We start from the raw sequence: 16,698 nt of genomic DNA on the forward strand, positions 1-16,698 counted from the left end.
TTGGTTTTCGCTGGAACGTAGACCGGGATCAGGGGGGAGGGAAGGCCGCGGGACGGTTTCGTAACCTGAGCGTTATGTTTACGGCGGGCTTCCGTCCCGTCGGGGGGCCGGCCGAGGGGCGCCGTACTGCCGCGTCGGCGACGCGGACACTCCGTGCGGGAGATGTTCACCGCACTCGCGTTCGAAATTCAGCGGGCGTCCGCGGTGTCGTCCCCGTCGAAGAGCGGCCGTACGAAGTCGGTGACCGGCCCCACGAACTGGAAGATCTGCCACTGATGGGAACGCGCTTCGCCGGCGCCCTCAGGTGTCCGCGGCGGTGCTCTCGTAGCGCTGGAGGAACTGTTCCACGAAGGCGATGGCCTCCGTGTGACGGGTCGTCATGCCCATCGTGTTCTCCATCATGATGATCCGGCCGAGGGCGTTCGTCAGCATGAGCAGCACGGCCGGCGACACCTCGGGCGGCAGTTCGACGCCCGTCTCCGCGAGGCGACGGGTGAGCGCCTCCAGTTGTGCCTCGCGATAGTGGGCGGCACGAGCGGCGAGTTCGGTCCGGATCGCCTTACGGTGATTGGCCAGCGCGGTGAACTCCGTGGTCAGCGCGTTGCCCGGATGGCTGTTGAGGCGCCACAGGGTGCGCAGCGGTTGCGGCCCGTCCAGCAGGCGGATCTGCCGCTCCAGCTCCTCGTCGCCGCGCCGGCGCAGCACGGCGAGGAACAGGTCGTCGAGCGTGCGGAAGTAGTACAGCACCAGTGCCGGCGCCACCTCGGCCTCGCGCGCCACCCGGCGCACGCCCACGGCGGCGTACCCCTCCTCGAGCATCAGCCGCTCGGTGACGTCGAGCAGCAACCGGCGCGTCTTGGAACTCTCGGTGCCCATACGGCGAGGCGCAGTCATGGCGGTCATTGTCCTTGACGCCCTCCGAAACCGCTGTTAAACAGTTGTTCAGCGCTCGTGTTAAACAGTCGTTCAGCACGGACGGCGGGTCAGGTCGATGGCTCGCTCTACGGGCACCCGCACCCTGTCTCTGGCCGGCGACGCCCTCAAACGCGTCGCCGCACCGGCCACCGCACTCGCCGCACCGCTCCACCTCGGGTCCGTCCGCACGGACGCCGACGCGACACCCGGTGACCCGGCCTCCCCGCCCTCGGTCACCCCGCCCCACGCCACTTCACCGCACGCCGACTCACCCACGAAACGAGGTCAGCCATGCCCGGACGAGTCGAAGGCAAGGTCGCCTTCATCACCGGAGCCGCCCGCGGCCAAGGCCGAAGCCATGCCGTACGGCTGGCGGAGGAAGGCGCCGACATCATCGCCGTGGACGTGTGCAAGCAGCTCGACGGCGTCACCTTCTCCATGTCCACGCCCGAGGACCTGGAGGAGACCGTCAACCAGGTGCAGAAACTCGGCCGCCGTATCCACGCCGCGCAGGCGGACGTGCGCGACCACGACGCGCTGAAGGCCGCGGTGGACGACGGCGTGGCCGAGTTCGGGCGCCTGGACATCGTCGTGGCCAACGCGGGCCTCGGCAGCGACGGCGGCACGCTCGACGCGATGGACGAGAAGACCTGGCGCGACATGATCGACGTCAACCTGACCGGCGTCTGGCTGTCCACCAAGGTGTCGACCCCGCACATCGTGGCCGGCGGCCGGGGCGGCTCGGTCCTCCTGACGAGTTCCGTCGGCGGCCTCAAGGGCTACCCCAACATCGGCCACTACATCGCCGCCAAGCACGGCGTGGTGGGGCTGATGCGCACGCTGGCGGGGGAGTTGGGCGCACACGGCATCCGGGTCAACAGCCTGCACTCGACCCAGGTCAACACGCCGATGGTGATGCACGAGGCCACCTACCGTATGTTCCGCCCGGACCTGGAGAACCCCTCCATCGACGACTTCGCGGCCGCCTCGCAGGGCATGCACCTGCTCCCCACTCCCTGGGTGGAGTCGATGGACGTCAGCAACGCCGTCCTCTTCCTCGCCTCGGACGAGGCCCGTTTCATCACCGGCGTGACGCTGCCGATCGACGCAGGCGCCCTGCTCAAGTAGCCGAAGGAGGAGACGCGTTCGTGACCACCGCCGACACCGTCCACTGGGACCCCTACGACCCCGCCCTCGCCCGCGACCCCTACCCCCTCTACGCGCGCCTTCGTGAGGAGGAGCCGCTCTACTACAACGAGCAGCACGACTTCTACGCCGTCAGCCGCCACTCCGACGTCCAGCGCGGCCTCGCCGACTGGCAGACCTACTCCTCCTCCCGCGGCGACATCCTCGAGATCATCCAGGCGGACATCGAACTCCCGCCCGGCACCCTCATCTTCGAGGACCCGCCCGTCCACGACATCCACCGCCGCCTGCTCGCCCGGGTGTTCACACCCCGCCGGATCGCCACCCTGGAACCGCAGGTCCGCACGTTCTGCCGCCGGGCCCTCGAACCGGTCACCGGCGCCGAGCGGTTCGACCTCGTGGAGGCCGTCGGCGCCGAGATGCCGATGCGCGTCATCGGCATGCTCCTGGGCATCCCGGAGGCCGACCAGCCCGCCATCCGCGACCACACCGACGCCACGCTGGGCACCCAGGACGGCGGAAAGATCGACCACGAGGACATCCTGAGCACGGATGCCTTCAAGGACTACATCGAGTGGCGCAAGAGGCACCCCTCGGACGACCTCATGACCGAGCTGATGACCGCCGAGTTCGAGGACGAACACGGCGTCACCCGCACGCTCACCGACGACGAGGTCCTCACCTACTGCACGGTGGTCGCCGGCGCGGGCAACGAGACGACGGGCCGGCTCATCGGCTGGTTCGGCGCGCTGATGGCCCGATACCCCGAAGCACGGCGGGAGTTGGCGGCCGACCCCTCCCTCATCCCGAACGCGATCGAGGAGATCCTGCGCTTCGAGCCGACCGGCCCGTTCACCGCGCGCTACGTCACGAAGGACGTCGAGCTGTACGAGCGTACGGTGCCGGCGGGCAGCGCCATCCTGTTCGTCCAGGCCGCCGCCAACCGCGATCCCCGGCGCTTCGACGACCCGGACCGCTTCGACATCCACCGGGTCACCCAGCACATGAGCTTCGGCGTCGGCGCCCACTACTGCCTGGGTGCGGCACTGGCCAGGCTGGAGGGCAGGATCGCGGCCGAGGAGATCCTGCAGCGCTTCCCCGGCTGGGACGTCGACTGGGACCACGCGGAACTGGCCCAGACCTCGACCGTGCGCGGCTGGAAGACCCTGCCGCTGGTCGTCGAAGGAGCCCGGCGATGACGCAACGCTGGACGGTGAGGGTCGACAAGCGGGTGTGCGTCCGCACGGGCCTGTGCGCGGCCTCCGCGCCCGAGGACTTCCAGCTCGACGAGGACGGACAGGGCCGCTCACGGGCCGAGACCCTGCCGGCCTCCGAAGAGGTGCTGGAGGTGGCCGAGTCCTGCCCGATCGAGGCCATCGGGATCACCGACGCCCACAGCGGCGAGCGGGTGTTCCCCCCTTTGGCCGCCCCGCCGTCTCCTTCCATTGACTGACTGCCAAGCAGGGTGACTGCCGGACGGTGCCGCTGCTGCGCCCCTGAGCCATCAGCCTCCCACCCGCGAGCGGAGGAACGACGATCCGATGAGCATCGATCTGCGCAACGCCGTGGCGATCGTCACCGGCGCCGGCAGCGGGATCGGCCGCGCCACCGCTCACGCCTTCGCCCGGCGCGGGGCACGCGTGGTCGTCACCGACCTCGTCGGCGGGCGGGCGCACACCGTCGCCGGCGAACTCGGCGACCGGGGCGTCGCGGCGGTCTGCGACGTGACCAGCCTCGACGACCTGGAAGCGGTCCGCGACGTGGCCCTCGACCGCTTCGGCCGCATCGACCTGGTCATGAACAACGTCGGCGTGCTGGCGGTCGGCCCGGTCCAGGACATCCCGTTGGCCGCCTGGCAACGCGTCGTCGACGTCAATCTGCTGGGCGTCGTACGCAGCAACCTCGTCTTCCTCCCCCACCTGTTGGAGCAGGGCTCGGGCCACGTCGTCAACACCGCCTCCACGGCGGGCCTGCTGCCCTACGGATTCGACCGTCTGCCGTACACCGCGACCAAACACGCCGTCGTCGGACTGTCCGAAGCGCTCGCGCTCTACCTGCGCCCGCGCGGTATCGGCGTCTCCTGCCTGTGCCCGGCCGGCGTCGCCACCAACATCGTCGAACAGATCAGCTTCTACGGGAAACCGGCACCGCCCCGCGGCCCCGACTTCCCCGTCCTGGACGCCGACACGGTCGGCGAACTCGTCGCCGACGGCGTCACCCACGACCGCTTCCTCCTCCTCACCGCACCCGAAGCCGCCGACGAACTGCGCGAGCACGGCGCCGATGTCGACGCCTACCTGTCCCGTCTGACGAAGGACGCCCCATGAGCAGCAGCACCATCGACCGGCTCCGGCTGGACGGCAAGGTCGCCGTCGTCACCGGCGGCGCCGGCGCCATCGGCCAGGTCTACGGCCGCGCCCTGGCCGAGGCCGGCGCCTGTGTCGTGCTCGCCGATCTGAACGGCGACGGCGCCGAACAGGCCGCCAAGTCCCTGGTCTCCGACGGACTGCACGCCCTCGGCGTGCGCGTCGACATCACCGACCGCGCCTCCGCGGCCGACATGGCCGCCAGGACCACCGCCGCCTTCGGCGGCATCGACATCCTGGTCAACAACGCGGCCCTCATGGCCGAGATCCCCCAGGTCGACATCCTGGACCTGCCCACGGACTGGTTCGACCAGGTCATGCGCGTCAACGTCCTCGGCGCCGTCATCTGCGCGGGCGCGGTCAAGGCCTCGATGGTCGAACGCGGCGGTGGGCGGATCGTCAACCAGGTCTCCGCCGGCGCCTTCATGGGCGGCGGCATCTACGGCGTCAGCAAACTCGCCCTGGTCAGTGTCACCGCCGGCCTCGCCCGCTCGCTGGGCCCCCTTGGCATCAACGTCAACGCCGTCGCCCCCGGCCTGGTCGAGAACGAGCCCGGCCTGCGCAGCCTGCCCGCCGACCACCCCGCACGCGCCGCCCTCACGGCCGCCATCCCGGGCAAGAAGTCCGCCCCCGCTGAAGACCTCCTCGGCACGCTCCTCCTGCTCGTCTCCCCGGCAGGCGCCTGGATCAACGGCCAGACCATCAACGTCGACGGCGGCTGGGTCACCCGCCTGTGACCGCCATCGCGACAGCCCCGACCCGGGTCGGCCTCATCGGACCGGGCAGCCTCCACCCTCCATCCCCACACCTGCCGCGACGCGTCGCCGACCAGGTCGCGGGGCGCGAGATCGCCGCGGTGGACGCACCGGTCAGCGGCGGAGGAGGAGCAGCCGCGCAGCACAGCCTCCGGCCTCGACACCACCGGACTGAGCCAGGCCGTGCCGCTGCTGCGCAGCGGCGTCGGCATCCTGCTCGACGCCGCCGACACGGCCGGGCCCCGCGGCCCCTGACCCTCCCGGACCTCACCGCGCACACCGTGTCGACGCTGGGCCAGTGTCCTGCGCCCTGATCACGCCCCGTCCGGACGACCTCAAGGCGGCACCGACATGACCACGTCCCTTTCCCGCGACCTCGGCACCACCGGCCCCCTCGTCGACGGCGCTTGGCTCCAGACGACTTCCGTCGGCGAGCAGGACCACATCAACCCGGCCACCGCCCGGGCCAACGGCACCGTCCTCCTCAGCGGACCGCAGGAGATCGACGCGGCCGTCGCGGCGGCGAAACAGGCCTTCCCCAAGTGGCGGGCGATGTCCCCCGACCAACGCCGCCGCATCCTCCAGCGAGTCGAGGAGCTGATGCTGGAGCGGGTACCGGAGCTCGGCCGTCTGAACACCCTCGAACTGGGCGCCCCCTTCCGCGTGTCGGCGGCGCTGGCGCACCTGAGCGCGGGCTGGTTCGGCTATTACGCCGGCTGGGCCGACAAACTCGAGGGCGTCACCATCCCGCCCAGCCCGCGGACGGCGCCCGGCCTCGACTACACCGTCCCCGAGCCGTACGGCGTCATCGGCGTCATCCTCACCTGGAACGGCCCGATCATGTCGGTCGGCATGAAGATCGCCCCCGCGCTGGCGGCCGGCAACTGCGTCGTCGTCAAGGCTCCCGACCTGGCCCCCTTCACCGTGGCCCGGTTCGCCGAGATCGCCCTGGAAGCCGGGCTGCCCCCGGGGGTGCTGCACGTCCTGCCCGGCGGCCCGGAGGCCGGCGAGCGGCTGGTCCGCCACCCCGACGTCGCGAAGATCACCTTCACCGGCGGCATACCGACCGCGAAGAAGATCCTCGACGCGGCCCGCCACACCCTCAAGCCCGTCCTGCTCGAACTCGGCGGCAAGACGGCCGACATGGTCTTCCCCGACGCCGACCTCGACGAGGCCGTCGCCGAGACCGTCCGCTCCTGCTTCACCCTCTCCGGCCAGGGCTGCAACCTCACCACCCGGATGCTGGTGCACCGCGAGGTGTACGACCGAGTGGTCGCCGCCACCGGCGAGGCGGTCGCCGCCCTGCGCGTCGGCGACCCCTTCGACCCGACGACGGCCCTCGGCCCGGTCATCGGGGAGGCGGCCCACGAGCGCATCCTCGGCATGATCGACCGGGCGGCCAAGGACAGCCGGCTGGTTCTCGGCGGCCACGCCACCGACCCGTCGACACTGCCGCCGGACAACCGCGACGGCTACTTCATCGACCCGACGATCCTCGCCGACGTCGACCCGCACAGCGAGATCGGCCAGCACGAGGTCTTCGGCCCGGTGCTGTCCCTCATCCCCTTCACGACCGAGGACGAGGCGGTCGAACTCGCCAACTCCACCCCTTACGGCCTCGGTACCGCCGTCCACACCCGCGACGTGTCCCGCGTCCAGCGGATCGTCCCGCTCCTCCAGTCGGGCACCGTCCTCGTCAACGGCGCCTCGGGCCAGCCACCGGGCGCTCCGTTCGGCGGCTACAAGCAGAGCGGCTACGGCCGTGAAGGCGGCAAGGAGGGCCTCTACGAGTTCCTCCAGACCAAGAACGTCTTCATCCGTGCGTGACGACACGCCCGAACTCCCCTTCCAGGAGACCGAGATGGACGACAGCTCCATGCCACGGACGCTCACCGAAGTGCTGCCCGCCCACGAACAACCCGCGGCGAGCACGCCGTTCGGCCGCGCCTCACGCGATTTCCTCTACGGCGAGGTCTGGTCGCGCCCCGGACTGAGCCGCCGTGACCGCCGCTGGGTCACCCTGACCTGCGTGGCCGCCGCCGACGCGCCCCAGCCCATCGAGGACCACGTGCACGCGGCGCTCGCGTCCGGCGACATCGACCTGGAGGCCATGCTGGAGTTCGTCCTGCACTTCGCGGTGTACTGCGGCTGGCCGAAGGCCTCCCACCTGGAGGGGGCCATCGCCCGGCAGTGGGACCGCATCCACCGCGAACGAGGCGAACAGACGCCCCCCTGGCCGCAGTTGGACAATGACACGCTCGGTCCCGGCGCTTGGGAGGAGCGGCTCAAGCGCGGCGCCGAAGAGTTCGTCGACGTCAACCTCGTCCCCGCACCGCCCACGAACTCGCCGTACCGGCAGGCCGGCATCCTCAACTTCGTCTTCGGCCACGTGTGGCAGCGCCCCGGGCTGACCCGCAGAGAACGGCGGATCATCACCGTCGCCTGCGTCGCCCTCGACGACTCACCCGTCCCCCTGCACTCCCATGTCACCGCCGCGCTCCACTCCGGCGACGTCACCAAGGAGGAGATGGACGAGATCGTGCTCCAGTTCGCCGCGTACTACGGCTTCGCCAAGGGGGAGGCACTGGCCGACACGGTCGAGACGGCGTGGGCGTCCAAGCCCGACTGAACCGAACCCGGCGTCGGTATCGCCGAAGTCCCGTACGAGAGAACCGTGTGGGAGTGCCCTTCGATTCCGCCATCGCCACCGGGTCGTCCTGTGGTTGACGCCCGCCGATTTGCTGCGCTCCCGACCAGTACTTCTCACCGGTGGGTCCCGCCGAGGCGAACGCGGGGACTGACCGAACCGACTCGGCTGCCGAGGAAGCCCTCGGCGGTGCTCAGCGGGAGGCGGCAACTCGCTGGGTCCGGTCGCCCTGGTCGCCGTACCGCCCCGGCCGGCCGCCCGCGTACGCCGCGAGCGCGACGAGCCCGGCGACGGCGATCAGTGCGCACACGGCGCCCCAGCCCAGTGCGGCGTAGGCGCGGGTGCCGAGCCACGACCCGGCGCTGCCGCCGAGGAACGCACAGGTCATGTAGCCGGTGTTGAGACGGCTGCGGGCCTCGGGCCGGAGGGCGAAGATGCGGGCCTGGTTGGCGACCTGTCCGCACTGCACGGCCACGTCGAGCAACAGCAGCCCGACGGCCAGCCCCACGACCCCCGTCGCTCCGCCCAGCAGGCCCGCGGTGAGCAGGGCCGCCGCCGCGAGGGCGGCCAGGATGCACCACAGGTTCACCCGGTCGGCGCCGAGCCGGTCGACCCAGCGGCCGGCGGCCGGCGCGCAGAACATGCTGCCCGCGCCGATCAGGGCCAGCAGGCCCACGGCTTGGGTGCCCAGGTCGTACCGGGGGCCGGTGATCAACAGGGCCAGTGCCGTCCAGGCCGCGCTGAATCCGCCGAAGAGGGTGACCTGGAAGAACACGGAACGCCGCAGCTGCCGCTCGTCGCGGAGCAGGCGCAGGGTGTCGGCCAACAGCCTCGGGTAACGGTCCTGTACGGCCGGGGCGGCAGCGGGCAGGGCGAGACCGAGGACTACGGCGAGAAGTACGGTCAGGGCGGCGGCCACCAGGTAGGGCGCGCGCCAGCCCAGGTGCTCGCCCAGGACGCCGCCGAAGGTGCGGGCCAGCAGGATGCCGCCGATCAGCCCGGCTTGCAGGGTGCCGATGACACTGCCGCGACGGTCCGGCTCGACCAGCCCCGCGGCCATGGGCAGCAGGAGCTGCGGGACCACGGTCGCCACGCCCACCACGGTGCCGGCCGCGAGCAGCAGACCGGACGCCGGGGCGAGACCGGCAGCCAGGAGCGCGAGGCCGGTCACGGCGAGCAGACCGGTGATCAGCGGCCGGCGTGGCAGCCGGTCGCCGAGCGGGACCAGCAGGAACAGCCCGGCCGCGTAGCCGAGCTGGGTCACCGTGGCCACGACCGCCGCCGCGGCCGGAGCGATGTCGAAGCCGCGGGCTATGAGCGGGGTGAGGGCCTGCGGGAAGTACACGTTCGCGACGCTGACACCGCAGGCCAACGCCATGAGAAGCGGAAGCCTGCGCCCCGTGCCCGTGGCCGCGGGGGCGGGCGGATCGTTCCGGGACATCGTACTCTCCAACCGAACGAACTGGATGGTTCGAATGCGAGGCTGGCATGACCGTCTTCGATTCGTCAAACGAACCAGTTCGTTACGATGGGCGCATGGCATACGACTCCACGGCGACCAAGGGACGCATCCTCGCGGCGGCGACGGCGGAGTTCGCCGCGCACGGCGTCGCCGGCGCCCGGGTGGACCGTATCGCCGCCGAGGCCAAGGCCAACAAGCGCGCCATCTACGACTACTTCGGCGACAAGAACAAGCTCTTCGCCGTCGTCCTGGAACGCGCCCTGGCCGAACTCGCCGACGCCGTACCGCCCAGCGAGGACCTCCCCGTCTACGCCGGGCGTCTCTTCGACTACCACCGCGCCCACCCGGAAGCTCTGCGGCTGGTCATGTGGGAGGCCCTCGAGATCGGCGACCAGCCGGTCCCGGCGGAGGAGGCCCGGACGGCCCACTACCAGGACAAGATCGACGCGGCGGCGTCGGGCGGCCGGGGCGGTGACGCCCGCTCCCGGGTGTTCTTCACCCTCGCCCTGGCCGGCTGGAGCATTGCCATGCCGCAGCTGCGGCGCATGGTCCTCGGCCCCGACCACAGCCTCGACGACCTCCGTACGGATGTCGCCCAGGCCGTACAAGCCCTGTCGGTAGCTGCTGAGGATCGCGCGTAACGCCCTGCCGGGCGGTACACCAGTGACACCAGGCGGAGTCGCACGACGTAGCCCAGGCCCTGTTCTCGGCAGGCGGTACGCAGCTCCCACCCGCCGTAGATATGCCTTGAGGTCACAGGCTGTGGGCGGTGGGGTGGCGTGGTTCGTACAGCGGGAGCTCGGCGCCGCTGGGGAGCCGGATCGCCGTCAGTTTGCCCCAGCGCTGTTCGCTGACCGGACGGGTGATCTCGACGCCCTGCGCGCGGAACTCGCTGAGCTGGGAATCAAGGTCATCGCACATCAAGAAGAACTCGTGCTGGGGCGGGCCGTCGGCCGGGTGCACGGCCACCTCGGCCGGGGGCAGCTTGAAGATGAGCCAGCCGCCGCCCGCGTCGACGGCGGGAAAGTCGAGGACGTCTCGGATGAAGGCACGGTCCGCCTCGGCGTCCTGGCTGTAGAGGACGACATGTGCACCGCTGATCATGGCTGGCTCCTGCCCGTCGACGTACTGGCGGTCGTATCCCCGGGCATCCTGGCACGCTGAGATGCGAGAACGCCGTCGACTGCATGCGACGACACGACGACTCGCCCGTGTCGTCGGGCTCGGTGAGGGCGATGAGCCGGTCGTCGCTGGTGGACGCCCGGCCGGGGGCAGGTCCTCGACGGGCACCACGTAGCAGACCTCGCCGGTGGGGGACTGCTCGACGGCCGGCGCCACCGCGGACAGCACCGCGTGGACCGCGCATACACGGTGATGATCAACGGCGTCTTGACCCCGGCAGCCGAGCCCGCTTCGGGCGTCCAGGGATTGCCGGGCGGGGGGCGCGGGCGCAGCCGAGGCGGACGTGCCCGACCGGTTCGGCGCGAGTGCCCACGGGCCGGGGCAACTCGCTCCACACCGACTTCGGCTTAATGAAACATGATCGCCGCCGCAGTGCACCCGACGCCCCAGGCCGCACCGCTCTGCCCGGTGCCGGTCGTCGGCCCGAGGGCGGTGGCCCAGTGGCCCAGCCGCTTACGAGCCTCGCGTAGCCGCACCTTCGTCACGGTCAGGTGGGCAAGACGGACCAGCCCGAGCCGGTCGTTGGTCACCCACCAACCTTTGACGCATTCCGATATAGACATACGATGGGTCCATGGCACGAGCGGCGACGACCTCGGACACGTTCAACGCGATCGCCGAGCCGCAGCGGCGGGAGATCCTGGTGCTGCTGCAGGGCGGCGAGCGGCCCGTGACCGAACTGGCGCGGGACCTGGGAATGAGCCAGCCGCAGGCGTCCAAGCACCTGCGGGTGCTCCGTGAGGTCGGGCTGGTGCAGGTCCGCGGGGCGGGCAAGCAGCGGCTGTACAGCCTGGACGCCCGCGGGCTGCGGCCGGTCCACGAGTGGGTGGGCGGCTTCGAACGGTTCTGGAACGAGACCTTCGACCGGCTGGACGAGTACGTGCGAGATCTGAAACAGGCAAGGCAGGAGGAACCACCGGATGACGACGACCAGTAGCGGCGGCGAGCCCGACCACACGATCGCGGACCGCGAGATCGTGATCTCCCGGGCCATCGGCGCCCCACGGGAGCTGGTGTTCGAGGCGTTCACGCAGGTCCGGCACCTGTCGCGGTGGTGGGGACCGGAAGGGTTCACCACCACGACGCGGTCCTTCGAGTTCCGCGCGGGCGGGGCCTGGGCCTTCGTGATGCACGGGCCGGACGGGACCGACTACCAGGAGTGGATCACCTGGACCGAGATCGTTCCGCCGGAGCGGATCGCGCTGGTGCACGGCGAGTCCCGCGACGACCCCAACGCCTTCGAGTCGGTCCTGACCTTCGAGGCGGCCGACGACGAGACCCGGATCGTGATGCGCACGGTGTTCCCCACCAAGGAACTGCGCGACGAGGCGGTGGAGAAGTACCACGCGATCGAGGGCGGCGAGCAGACGCTGCGCCACCTGGCGGCCTACGTCGCCGAACTCGCCCGGAACGAGACCACCCGGAACGAGACCACGCCGAAGGCAGCGGAGGGCTGATGGCCGGACGAGTTCTCGATCACCCTCGCGCCCGTGCTGCTCGGCACAGGCATCCGCCTGTTCGACCGCGTGGACCCCGACCGCCTCGCCCTCGACCAGACCCGCACGGCCGCATCGTCCCGGGTGACCCACCTGACCTACACCGTCGGGAAGCGGTAGCCGGCGCACGACGCCAGCCACCGCCCCACCCGAGTACGGGCACCCCCGGCGACCTGCACGGTCGACCGCTTACTGGTCGGCGGCACGGAAGCGACGCAGCCGCAGGCTGTTGCCGACGACGAAGACCGAGGAGAAGGCCATGGCCGCTCCCGCGATCATCGGGTTGAGCAGCCCGGCCGCGGCGAGCGGCAGGGCGGCGACGTTGTAGGCGAACGCCCAGAACAGGTTGGACCTGATGGTGCCCAGCGTCTTGCGGGCGAGGCGTATCGCGTCGGCGGCGACTCGGAGGTCGCCGCGTACGAGGGTCAGGTCGCCGGCCTCGATGGCGGCGTCCGTGCCGGTGCCCATCGCGAGGCCGAGGTCGGCCTGGGCCAGGGCTGCAGCGTCGTTGACGCCGTCGCCGACCATGGCGACCGAGCGCCCCTGGCTCTGCAGCCGCTTGACGACGTCGACCTTGTCCTGCGGCAGGACTTCGGCGATCACATGCTCGGGCGCGATGTCCACCTCGGCGGCCACTGCTGCGGCGACGGCCCGGTTGTCACCGGTGAGGAGGATGGGCGTCAGGCCGAGGGCGCGCAGGCGGCGGATCGCTTCGGGGCTGGTTTCCTTGACGGCGTCGGCGACTTCGAGGACCGCGCGGGCCTCGCCGTCCCAGGCGACCGCGATGGCCGTACGTCCGGCCGCCTCGGCCGCGTCCTTGGCTCGCTTCAGGCCGGCCGGCAGGGCCATGGCCCATTCGGCGAGCAGCTGCTCGCGGCCGACGAGCACGGCGTGCCCGTCCACGATGCCCTGGACGCCGAGACCGGGGACGTTGGCGAAGTCCTCAGGCGCGGGGAGGGCGCCGACGCGGTCGACGGCTCCGGCGGCGACGGCCCGGGCGACGGGGTGCTCGGAGGCGTGCTCCAGGGCGCCGGCCAGCCGCAGGACGTCGTTCTCCTCGGTGCCTTCGGCGCTGTGCACGGCCAGCAGGGTCATACGGCCGGTGGTGACGGTGCCGGTCTTGTCCAGGACGATGGTGTCGACCCTGCGCGTGCTCTCCAGCACTTCGGGCCCCTTGATGAGGATGCCGAGCTGCGCGCCGCGCCCGGTGCCGACCATCAGCGCGGTCGGGGTGGCCAGACCGAGGGCGCAGGGGCAGGCGATGATCAGGACGGCGACCGCTGCGGTGAACGCGGCGCTCAGTCCCGCGCCGGTGCCGAGCCAGAACGCCAGGGTGCCCAGGGCCAGGGCGATCACGACCGGGACGAAGACTGCGGAGATCTTGTCGGCGAGGCGCTGAGCGGCGGCCTTGCCGTTCTGCGCGTCCTCCACCAGTTTGGCCATGCGGGCGAGCTGGGTGTCGGCGCCGACCCGGGTGGCCTCGACGACCAGACGTCCGCCGGCGTTCAGGGTGGCGCCGGTGACGAAGTCCCCGGCGCCCACCTCGACCGGGACGGACTCGCCGGTGAGCATGGAGGCGTCCACGGCGGAGGAGCCCTCGACGACCGTGCCGTCGGTGGCGATCTTCTCGCCGGGGCGGACCAGGAAACGGTCTCCGACCTTCAACGCGGCGACGGCGATGCGCGCTTCACCGCCATCGCGCAGCACCGTGACCTCCTTCGCGCCGAGCTCCAGCAGGGCCTTGAGCGCGGCACCCGCCTTGCGTTTGGAGCGGGCTTCGAAGAACCGGCCGGCCAGGATGAAGGCAGTGACGCCGGCCGCGGCCTCCAGGTAGATGTTCCCGGCGCCGTCGCTGCGGGCGATGGTCAGCTCGAAGGGGTGGGTCATGCCGGGCATGCCGGCCGTGCCGAAGAACAGCGCCCACAGCGACCACAAGAACGCCGCCGACACACCGACGGAGATCAGCGTGTCCATGGTGGCGGCGCCGTGTCGGGCGTTGCTCCAGGCAGCCTTGTGGAAGGGCCAGGCGGCGTAGGTCACCACGGGTGCCGCCAGGGTCAGCGAAAGCCACTGCCAGTACTGGAACTGCAGCGCCGGAACCATCGCCATCGCGATCACCGGCACGGCCAGCACCACCGCGGTGGTCAGCCGCTGCCGCAGCGGTGTCAGTTCCTCCCGCTCCTCGTCCGCCGGGCCGCTGCCGGGTTCCGGCTCGGTCCTGGTGGGCTGCGGCTGGTGCGCGCTGTAGCCGGTGGCCTCCACGGCGGCGATCAGGTCGGTGACGGTTATGTCCTCGCGGAAGGTGACCTTGGCCTTCTCGGTGGCGTAGTTGACGGTGGCCTCGACGCCGTCCATGCGGTTGAGCTTCTTCTCGATGCGGGCGGCGCACGAGGCGCAGGTCATGCCGCCGATCGCCAGCTCGACCCGGCCGGTCACTTCACGGTTGTGGGCCGGGGAGGCGGCCTGGGCCTTGGTGTGGGTGCTCGCACTCATCACGGTTCCTTCGACAAGGGGAGGTAAGGGATCGCTGGAAGAGATCGCCGGCTGGAAGAGCATGGTCATGCTGGCGGGGGCCGGGCCCCGCCGGGGCGGGCGTGGGCGCCTCGCCCCGGCGCAGGGCCGTCAGTGGCAGGTTCCGCAGCAGCCGTCCGAGCACTGCTGCGGGGTTGCGGTCACCTCGTAGCCGGCCTCCTCGACCGCGGCGGCCACCGCGGCGTCGTCGAGCGGGCCCTGGGAGCTGACGGACACCGTCCCGGCGGCCAGATCGACCTCGACACCCGTGACACCGGGCACCTGGGTGATCTCCTCGGTGACCGCGCTGACGCAGTGTGCGCAGGTCATACCCGTAACGGTGTAGACGGACGGGGGGTTGGACGTGGTCGTAGCCATGACGGAAGCCTCCTGGTTGGACGTGTCAGCCGAACGGACTGATGACTGCCCGGCCGTTCCCAATAGATACCCCCAGGGGGTATCTAGTCAAGCCCGTCGAAGTCCGTCGAGCGCCACTCCGAGGCCGCAGGCGCCAGGAGTGCGCCAGCCGCGCGATCGCATCACCGGTTCCTGTCCAGGTCCTGCGGGCGCAGAGCCCGCCCTTGCCCGGGCGGCCCCCCTATCGGCTGAGTTTGCAGCTCGCCGTCGATACCCTGCCGGGGTATGGTCGTACGGCGTGGACTGGACGAGAAGGAAGGGACTTGGCCGTGGACAGCGCACAGGCAGGCACACGGGGCGTCGTCCGGCTGCTGGCAGTGTGCGCGGTGCTGTTCGGGCTTTTCCTCATGCACGGAGCCCCGGCCACGGCCGCGGACGGCTGCCACGGCGCCATGACCGCGGCCTCGCCGATGACCAGTGGCCACGACACCGCTGCCCTGCCCGCGGCCCACGTGCCGGCCGGGCACACTCCCGGTTCCGCCGCCCGGGCCGCCGACGTCTCCGGGATGCCCGGAGCGCTGTGCGTGTCGACGCCCGCCCACGAGCGGACCCCCCTGCCTGCGCCCGGCCTGCTCGCCGTGGCAGGAACCGCCGTGCTCGCCCTGTGGACGCTGACCCGACTGCGGGCAGCGGCCGGCGGGAGGGGGCGGCGCGGGCCACCGGATGGCGGACGAGATCTACTGCTTCAGGAGTGCATCGCGCGGACGTGACAGGTGCGCGCCGGACCCGGCCCCAGGCCGGAAACCGGCACCGTTGTCCTGCTCGTTTCCGCGCACCACCGGTGTGGTGCGCCCACCCCGGAAGACTCCACTTCGATGGTCACCTCGCACCGTTTCACCGCACGCCGCCGCAGCCTCGCAGCGACCGGCGCCGCAGCCGCTCTCGCGCTGACGCTGGCCGCCTGCGGCTCCTCCAGCGACTCCTCGTCCATGCCCGGCATGGACCACGGCAGCAAGTCCTCCGCGTCCGCCTCGCCCAGCACGGCGCAGGCGATGGGCGACATGCCCGGCATGGGCCACATGGCCTCCGGCAACGGCCTGGCCGACACCCAGGACGGCTACCGCCTCACCTCCAAGGACGCGACCCTGCCGTCCGGCAAGCAGACGGCCTATCGGTTCACGGTCACAGGCCCGGACGGCAAGCCGGTCACCGGCTTCGCCCTCGACCAGACCAAGCGGATGCACTTCTACGCCATCCGCTCCGACCTGACCGGCTTCCAGCACATCCACCCCACCATGGCCGCCGACGGCACCTGGACCGCCGGCCTGGCCTCCCTCGCCCCGGGCGCTTGGCGCCTGTTCGCCTCCTTCACCCCCGACGGCGGGCCTGGCAAGGGCAAGGACTTCGTGCTCTCGCGCACCGTCACCGCGCCCGGAAGCGCCACCAAGACCCCGCTGCCCGCGCCCGCCGCCAGCACACAGGCCGACGGGTTCACCGTCACCGTCAAGGGCGAGCCCATGGCCGGCATGGCGCACCCGCTGACCGTCTCCGTCGCCAAGGACGGCAAGCCCGTCACCGACCTTGAGCCCTACCTGGACACCTACGCCCACCTGACCGCCTTCCACGAAGGCGACGCCGCGTTCGCCCACCTCCACCCCACCACCGAGGTGACCGGCGACCACGGCGGCCCCGACCTGAACTTCCACGCCGAACTGCCCTCCTCCGGCAACTGGCGGCTGTTCCTGCAGTTCCAGACCGGCGGCAAGCTGCACACCGCCGCCCTGACCCTGCGCGTCGGCTGAACCCCGGCGGGGCGCCACCCACGCGGCGGCGCCCCGCACCCCCCGGCCCGACGGACGCC

The 16,698-nt window shown here is 71.3% G+C and carries 19 protein-coding genes; 13 read left to right on the forward strand and 6 right to left on the reverse strand.

Translation table 11 applies throughout. The annotated features are described in order from the left end of the window. Positions 1-300: 300 nt before the first annotated feature. Positions 301-894, reverse strand: coding sequence for a TetR/AcrR family transcriptional regulator (locus ACIBAF_RS16880; RefSeq protein ID WP_399463977.1), 594 nt, complete (start codon positions 892-894; stop codon positions 301-303). 312 nt (positions 895-1,206) lie between these two features. Between ACIBAF_RS16880 and ACIBAF_RS16885 the strand changes: the two genes are divergently transcribed. The 7 genes from ACIBAF_RS16885 to ACIBAF_RS16915 all read left to right on the forward strand — a co-directional run bounded on the left by ACIBAF_RS16885 (position 1,207) and on the right by ACIBAF_RS16915 (position 7,811). Continuing rightward, the gene (locus ACIBAF_RS16885; protein WP_399463978.1) at positions 1,207-2,043 is read left to right on the forward strand and encodes a mycofactocin-coupled SDR family oxidoreductase; all 837 of its coding nucleotides are present in this window, start codon (positions 1,207-1,209) and stop codon (positions 2,041-2,043) included. A gap of 20 nt (positions 2,044-2,063) precedes the next feature. Further along, positions 2,064-3,260 (forward strand): cytochrome P450, encoded by a 1,197-nt coding sequence (locus tag ACIBAF_RS16890; RefSeq protein ID WP_399463979.1) that lies wholly within the window; start codon positions 2,064-2,066, stop codon positions 3,258-3,260. Beyond that, positions 3,257-3,514 (forward strand): ferredoxin, encoded by a 258-nt coding sequence (locus ACIBAF_RS16895; protein WP_399463980.1) that lies wholly within the window; start codon positions 3,257-3,259, stop codon positions 3,512-3,514. Before ACIBAF_RS16890 ends, ACIBAF_RS16895 begins: the two co-directional genes overlap by 4 nt. 88 nt (positions 3,515-3,602) lie before the next feature. Next, entirely contained in the window at positions 3,603-4,388 is a 786-nt protein-coding gene (locus tag ACIBAF_RS16900; RefSeq protein WP_399463981.1) for an SDR family oxidoreductase, read from the forward strand. Beyond that, the gene (locus ACIBAF_RS16905; RefSeq protein ID WP_399463982.1) at positions 4,385-5,164 is read left to right on the forward strand and encodes an SDR family oxidoreductase; all 780 of its coding nucleotides are present in this window, start codon (positions 4,385-4,387) and stop codon (positions 5,162-5,164) included. Before ACIBAF_RS16900 ends, ACIBAF_RS16905 begins: the two co-directional genes overlap by 4 nt. 369 nt (positions 5,165-5,533) lie before the next feature. After that, positions 5,534-7,009, forward strand: a complete 1,476-nt coding sequence (locus tag ACIBAF_RS16910) for an aldehyde dehydrogenase family protein (protein WP_399463983.1) — start codon at positions 5,534-5,536, stop codon at positions 7,007-7,009. After that, positions 7,002-7,811 carry a carboxymuconolactone decarboxylase family protein gene (locus ACIBAF_RS16915; protein WP_399463984.1) on the forward strand — a complete coding sequence of 270 codons (810 nt, stop codon included), beginning with the start codon at positions 7,002-7,004 and terminating at the stop codon, positions 7,809-7,811. Before ACIBAF_RS16910 ends, ACIBAF_RS16915 begins: the two co-directional genes overlap by 8 nt. A 211-nt stretch (positions 7,812-8,022) precedes the next feature. Here the strand turns inward: ACIBAF_RS16915 and ACIBAF_RS16920 are convergent, their stop codons facing one another. Further along, positions 8,023-9,270: an MFS transporter gene (locus tag ACIBAF_RS16920; RefSeq protein WP_399463985.1), complete on the reverse strand. Its 1,248-nt coding sequence runs from the start codon at positions 9,268-9,270 to the stop codon at positions 8,023-8,025. Between the two features lie 95 nt (positions 9,271-9,365). Between ACIBAF_RS16920 and ACIBAF_RS16925 the strand changes: the two genes are divergently transcribed. After that, positions 9,366-9,932, forward strand: a complete 567-nt coding sequence (locus ACIBAF_RS16925) for a TetR family transcriptional regulator (RefSeq protein ID WP_399463986.1) — start codon at positions 9,366-9,368, stop codon at positions 9,930-9,932. Positions 9,933-10,044: 112 nt separating this feature from the next. Here the strand turns inward: ACIBAF_RS16925 and ACIBAF_RS16930 are convergent, their stop codons facing one another. Together ACIBAF_RS16930 and ACIBAF_RS16935 are read right to left on the reverse strand one after the other, a co-directional pair. Next, positions 10,045-10,395 (reverse strand): VOC family protein, encoded by a 351-nt coding sequence (locus ACIBAF_RS16930; protein WP_399463987.1) that lies wholly within the window; start codon positions 10,393-10,395, stop codon positions 10,045-10,047. A 425-nt stretch (positions 10,396-10,820) separates the two neighbouring features. Then, positions 10,821-11,003: a hypothetical protein gene (locus tag ACIBAF_RS16935; protein ID WP_399463988.1), complete on the reverse strand. Its 183-nt coding sequence runs from the start codon at positions 11,001-11,003 to the stop codon at positions 10,821-10,823. Between the two features lie 44 nt (positions 11,004-11,047). Here ACIBAF_RS16935 and ACIBAF_RS16940 point away from each other — a divergent pair, with 44 nt between their 5' ends. Genes ACIBAF_RS16940 through ACIBAF_RS16950 form a run of 3 tightly spaced genes read left to right on the forward strand, consistent with a single transcriptional unit; the run spans position 11,048 to position 12,089 of the window. Next, positions 11,048-11,410 carry an ArsR/SmtB family transcription factor gene (locus ACIBAF_RS16940; protein ID WP_399463989.1) on the forward strand — a complete coding sequence of 121 codons (363 nt, stop codon included), beginning with the start codon at positions 11,048-11,050 and terminating at the stop codon, positions 11,408-11,410. Then, complete coding sequence (locus ACIBAF_RS16945) at positions 11,394-11,930, forward strand: SRPBCC family protein (protein WP_399463990.1); 537 nt, start codon at positions 11,394-11,396, stop codon at positions 11,928-11,930. The genes ACIBAF_RS16940 and ACIBAF_RS16945 overlap by 17 nt, the downstream gene beginning before the upstream one ends. Before the next feature lie 33 nt (positions 11,931-11,963). Further along, positions 11,964-12,089: a hypothetical protein gene (locus ACIBAF_RS16950; RefSeq protein WP_399463991.1), complete on the forward strand. Its 126-nt coding sequence runs from the start codon at positions 11,964-11,966 to the stop codon at positions 12,087-12,089. A 69-nt stretch (positions 12,090-12,158) separates the two neighbouring features. Here ACIBAF_RS16950 and ACIBAF_RS16955 read toward each other — a convergent pair whose 3' ends face one another. Further along, positions 12,159-14,462 (reverse strand): heavy metal translocating P-type ATPase, encoded by a 2,304-nt coding sequence (locus ACIBAF_RS16955; RefSeq protein ID WP_399463992.1) that lies wholly within the window; start codon positions 14,460-14,462, stop codon positions 12,159-12,161. Between the two features lie 129 nt (positions 14,463-14,591). Continuing rightward, the gene (locus tag ACIBAF_RS16960; RefSeq protein WP_399463993.1) at positions 14,592-14,858 is read right to left on the reverse strand and encodes a heavy-metal-associated domain-containing protein; all 267 of its coding nucleotides are present in this window, start codon (positions 14,856-14,858) and stop codon (positions 14,592-14,594) included. 308 nt (positions 14,859-15,166) lie between these two features. Here ACIBAF_RS16960 and ACIBAF_RS16965 point away from each other — a divergent pair, with 308 nt between their 5' ends. Together ACIBAF_RS16965 and ACIBAF_RS16970 are read left to right on the forward strand one after the other, a co-directional pair. Further along, the gene (locus tag ACIBAF_RS16965; RefSeq protein WP_399463994.1) at positions 15,167-15,607 is read left to right on the forward strand and encodes a hypothetical protein; all 441 of its coding nucleotides are present in this window, start codon (positions 15,167-15,169) and stop codon (positions 15,605-15,607) included. A 105-nt stretch (positions 15,608-15,712) separates the two neighbouring features. Beyond that, entirely contained in the window at positions 15,713-16,639 is a 927-nt protein-coding gene (locus ACIBAF_RS16970; RefSeq protein WP_399463995.1) for a hypothetical protein, read from the forward strand. Positions 16,640-16,698 lie beyond the last annotated feature (59 nt).

The sequence above is a fragment of the Streptomyces sp. NPDC051677 genome (assembly GCF_044453465.1).
Classification (GTDB): Bacteria; Actinomycetota; Actinomycetes; order Streptomycetales; family Streptomycetaceae; genus Streptomyces.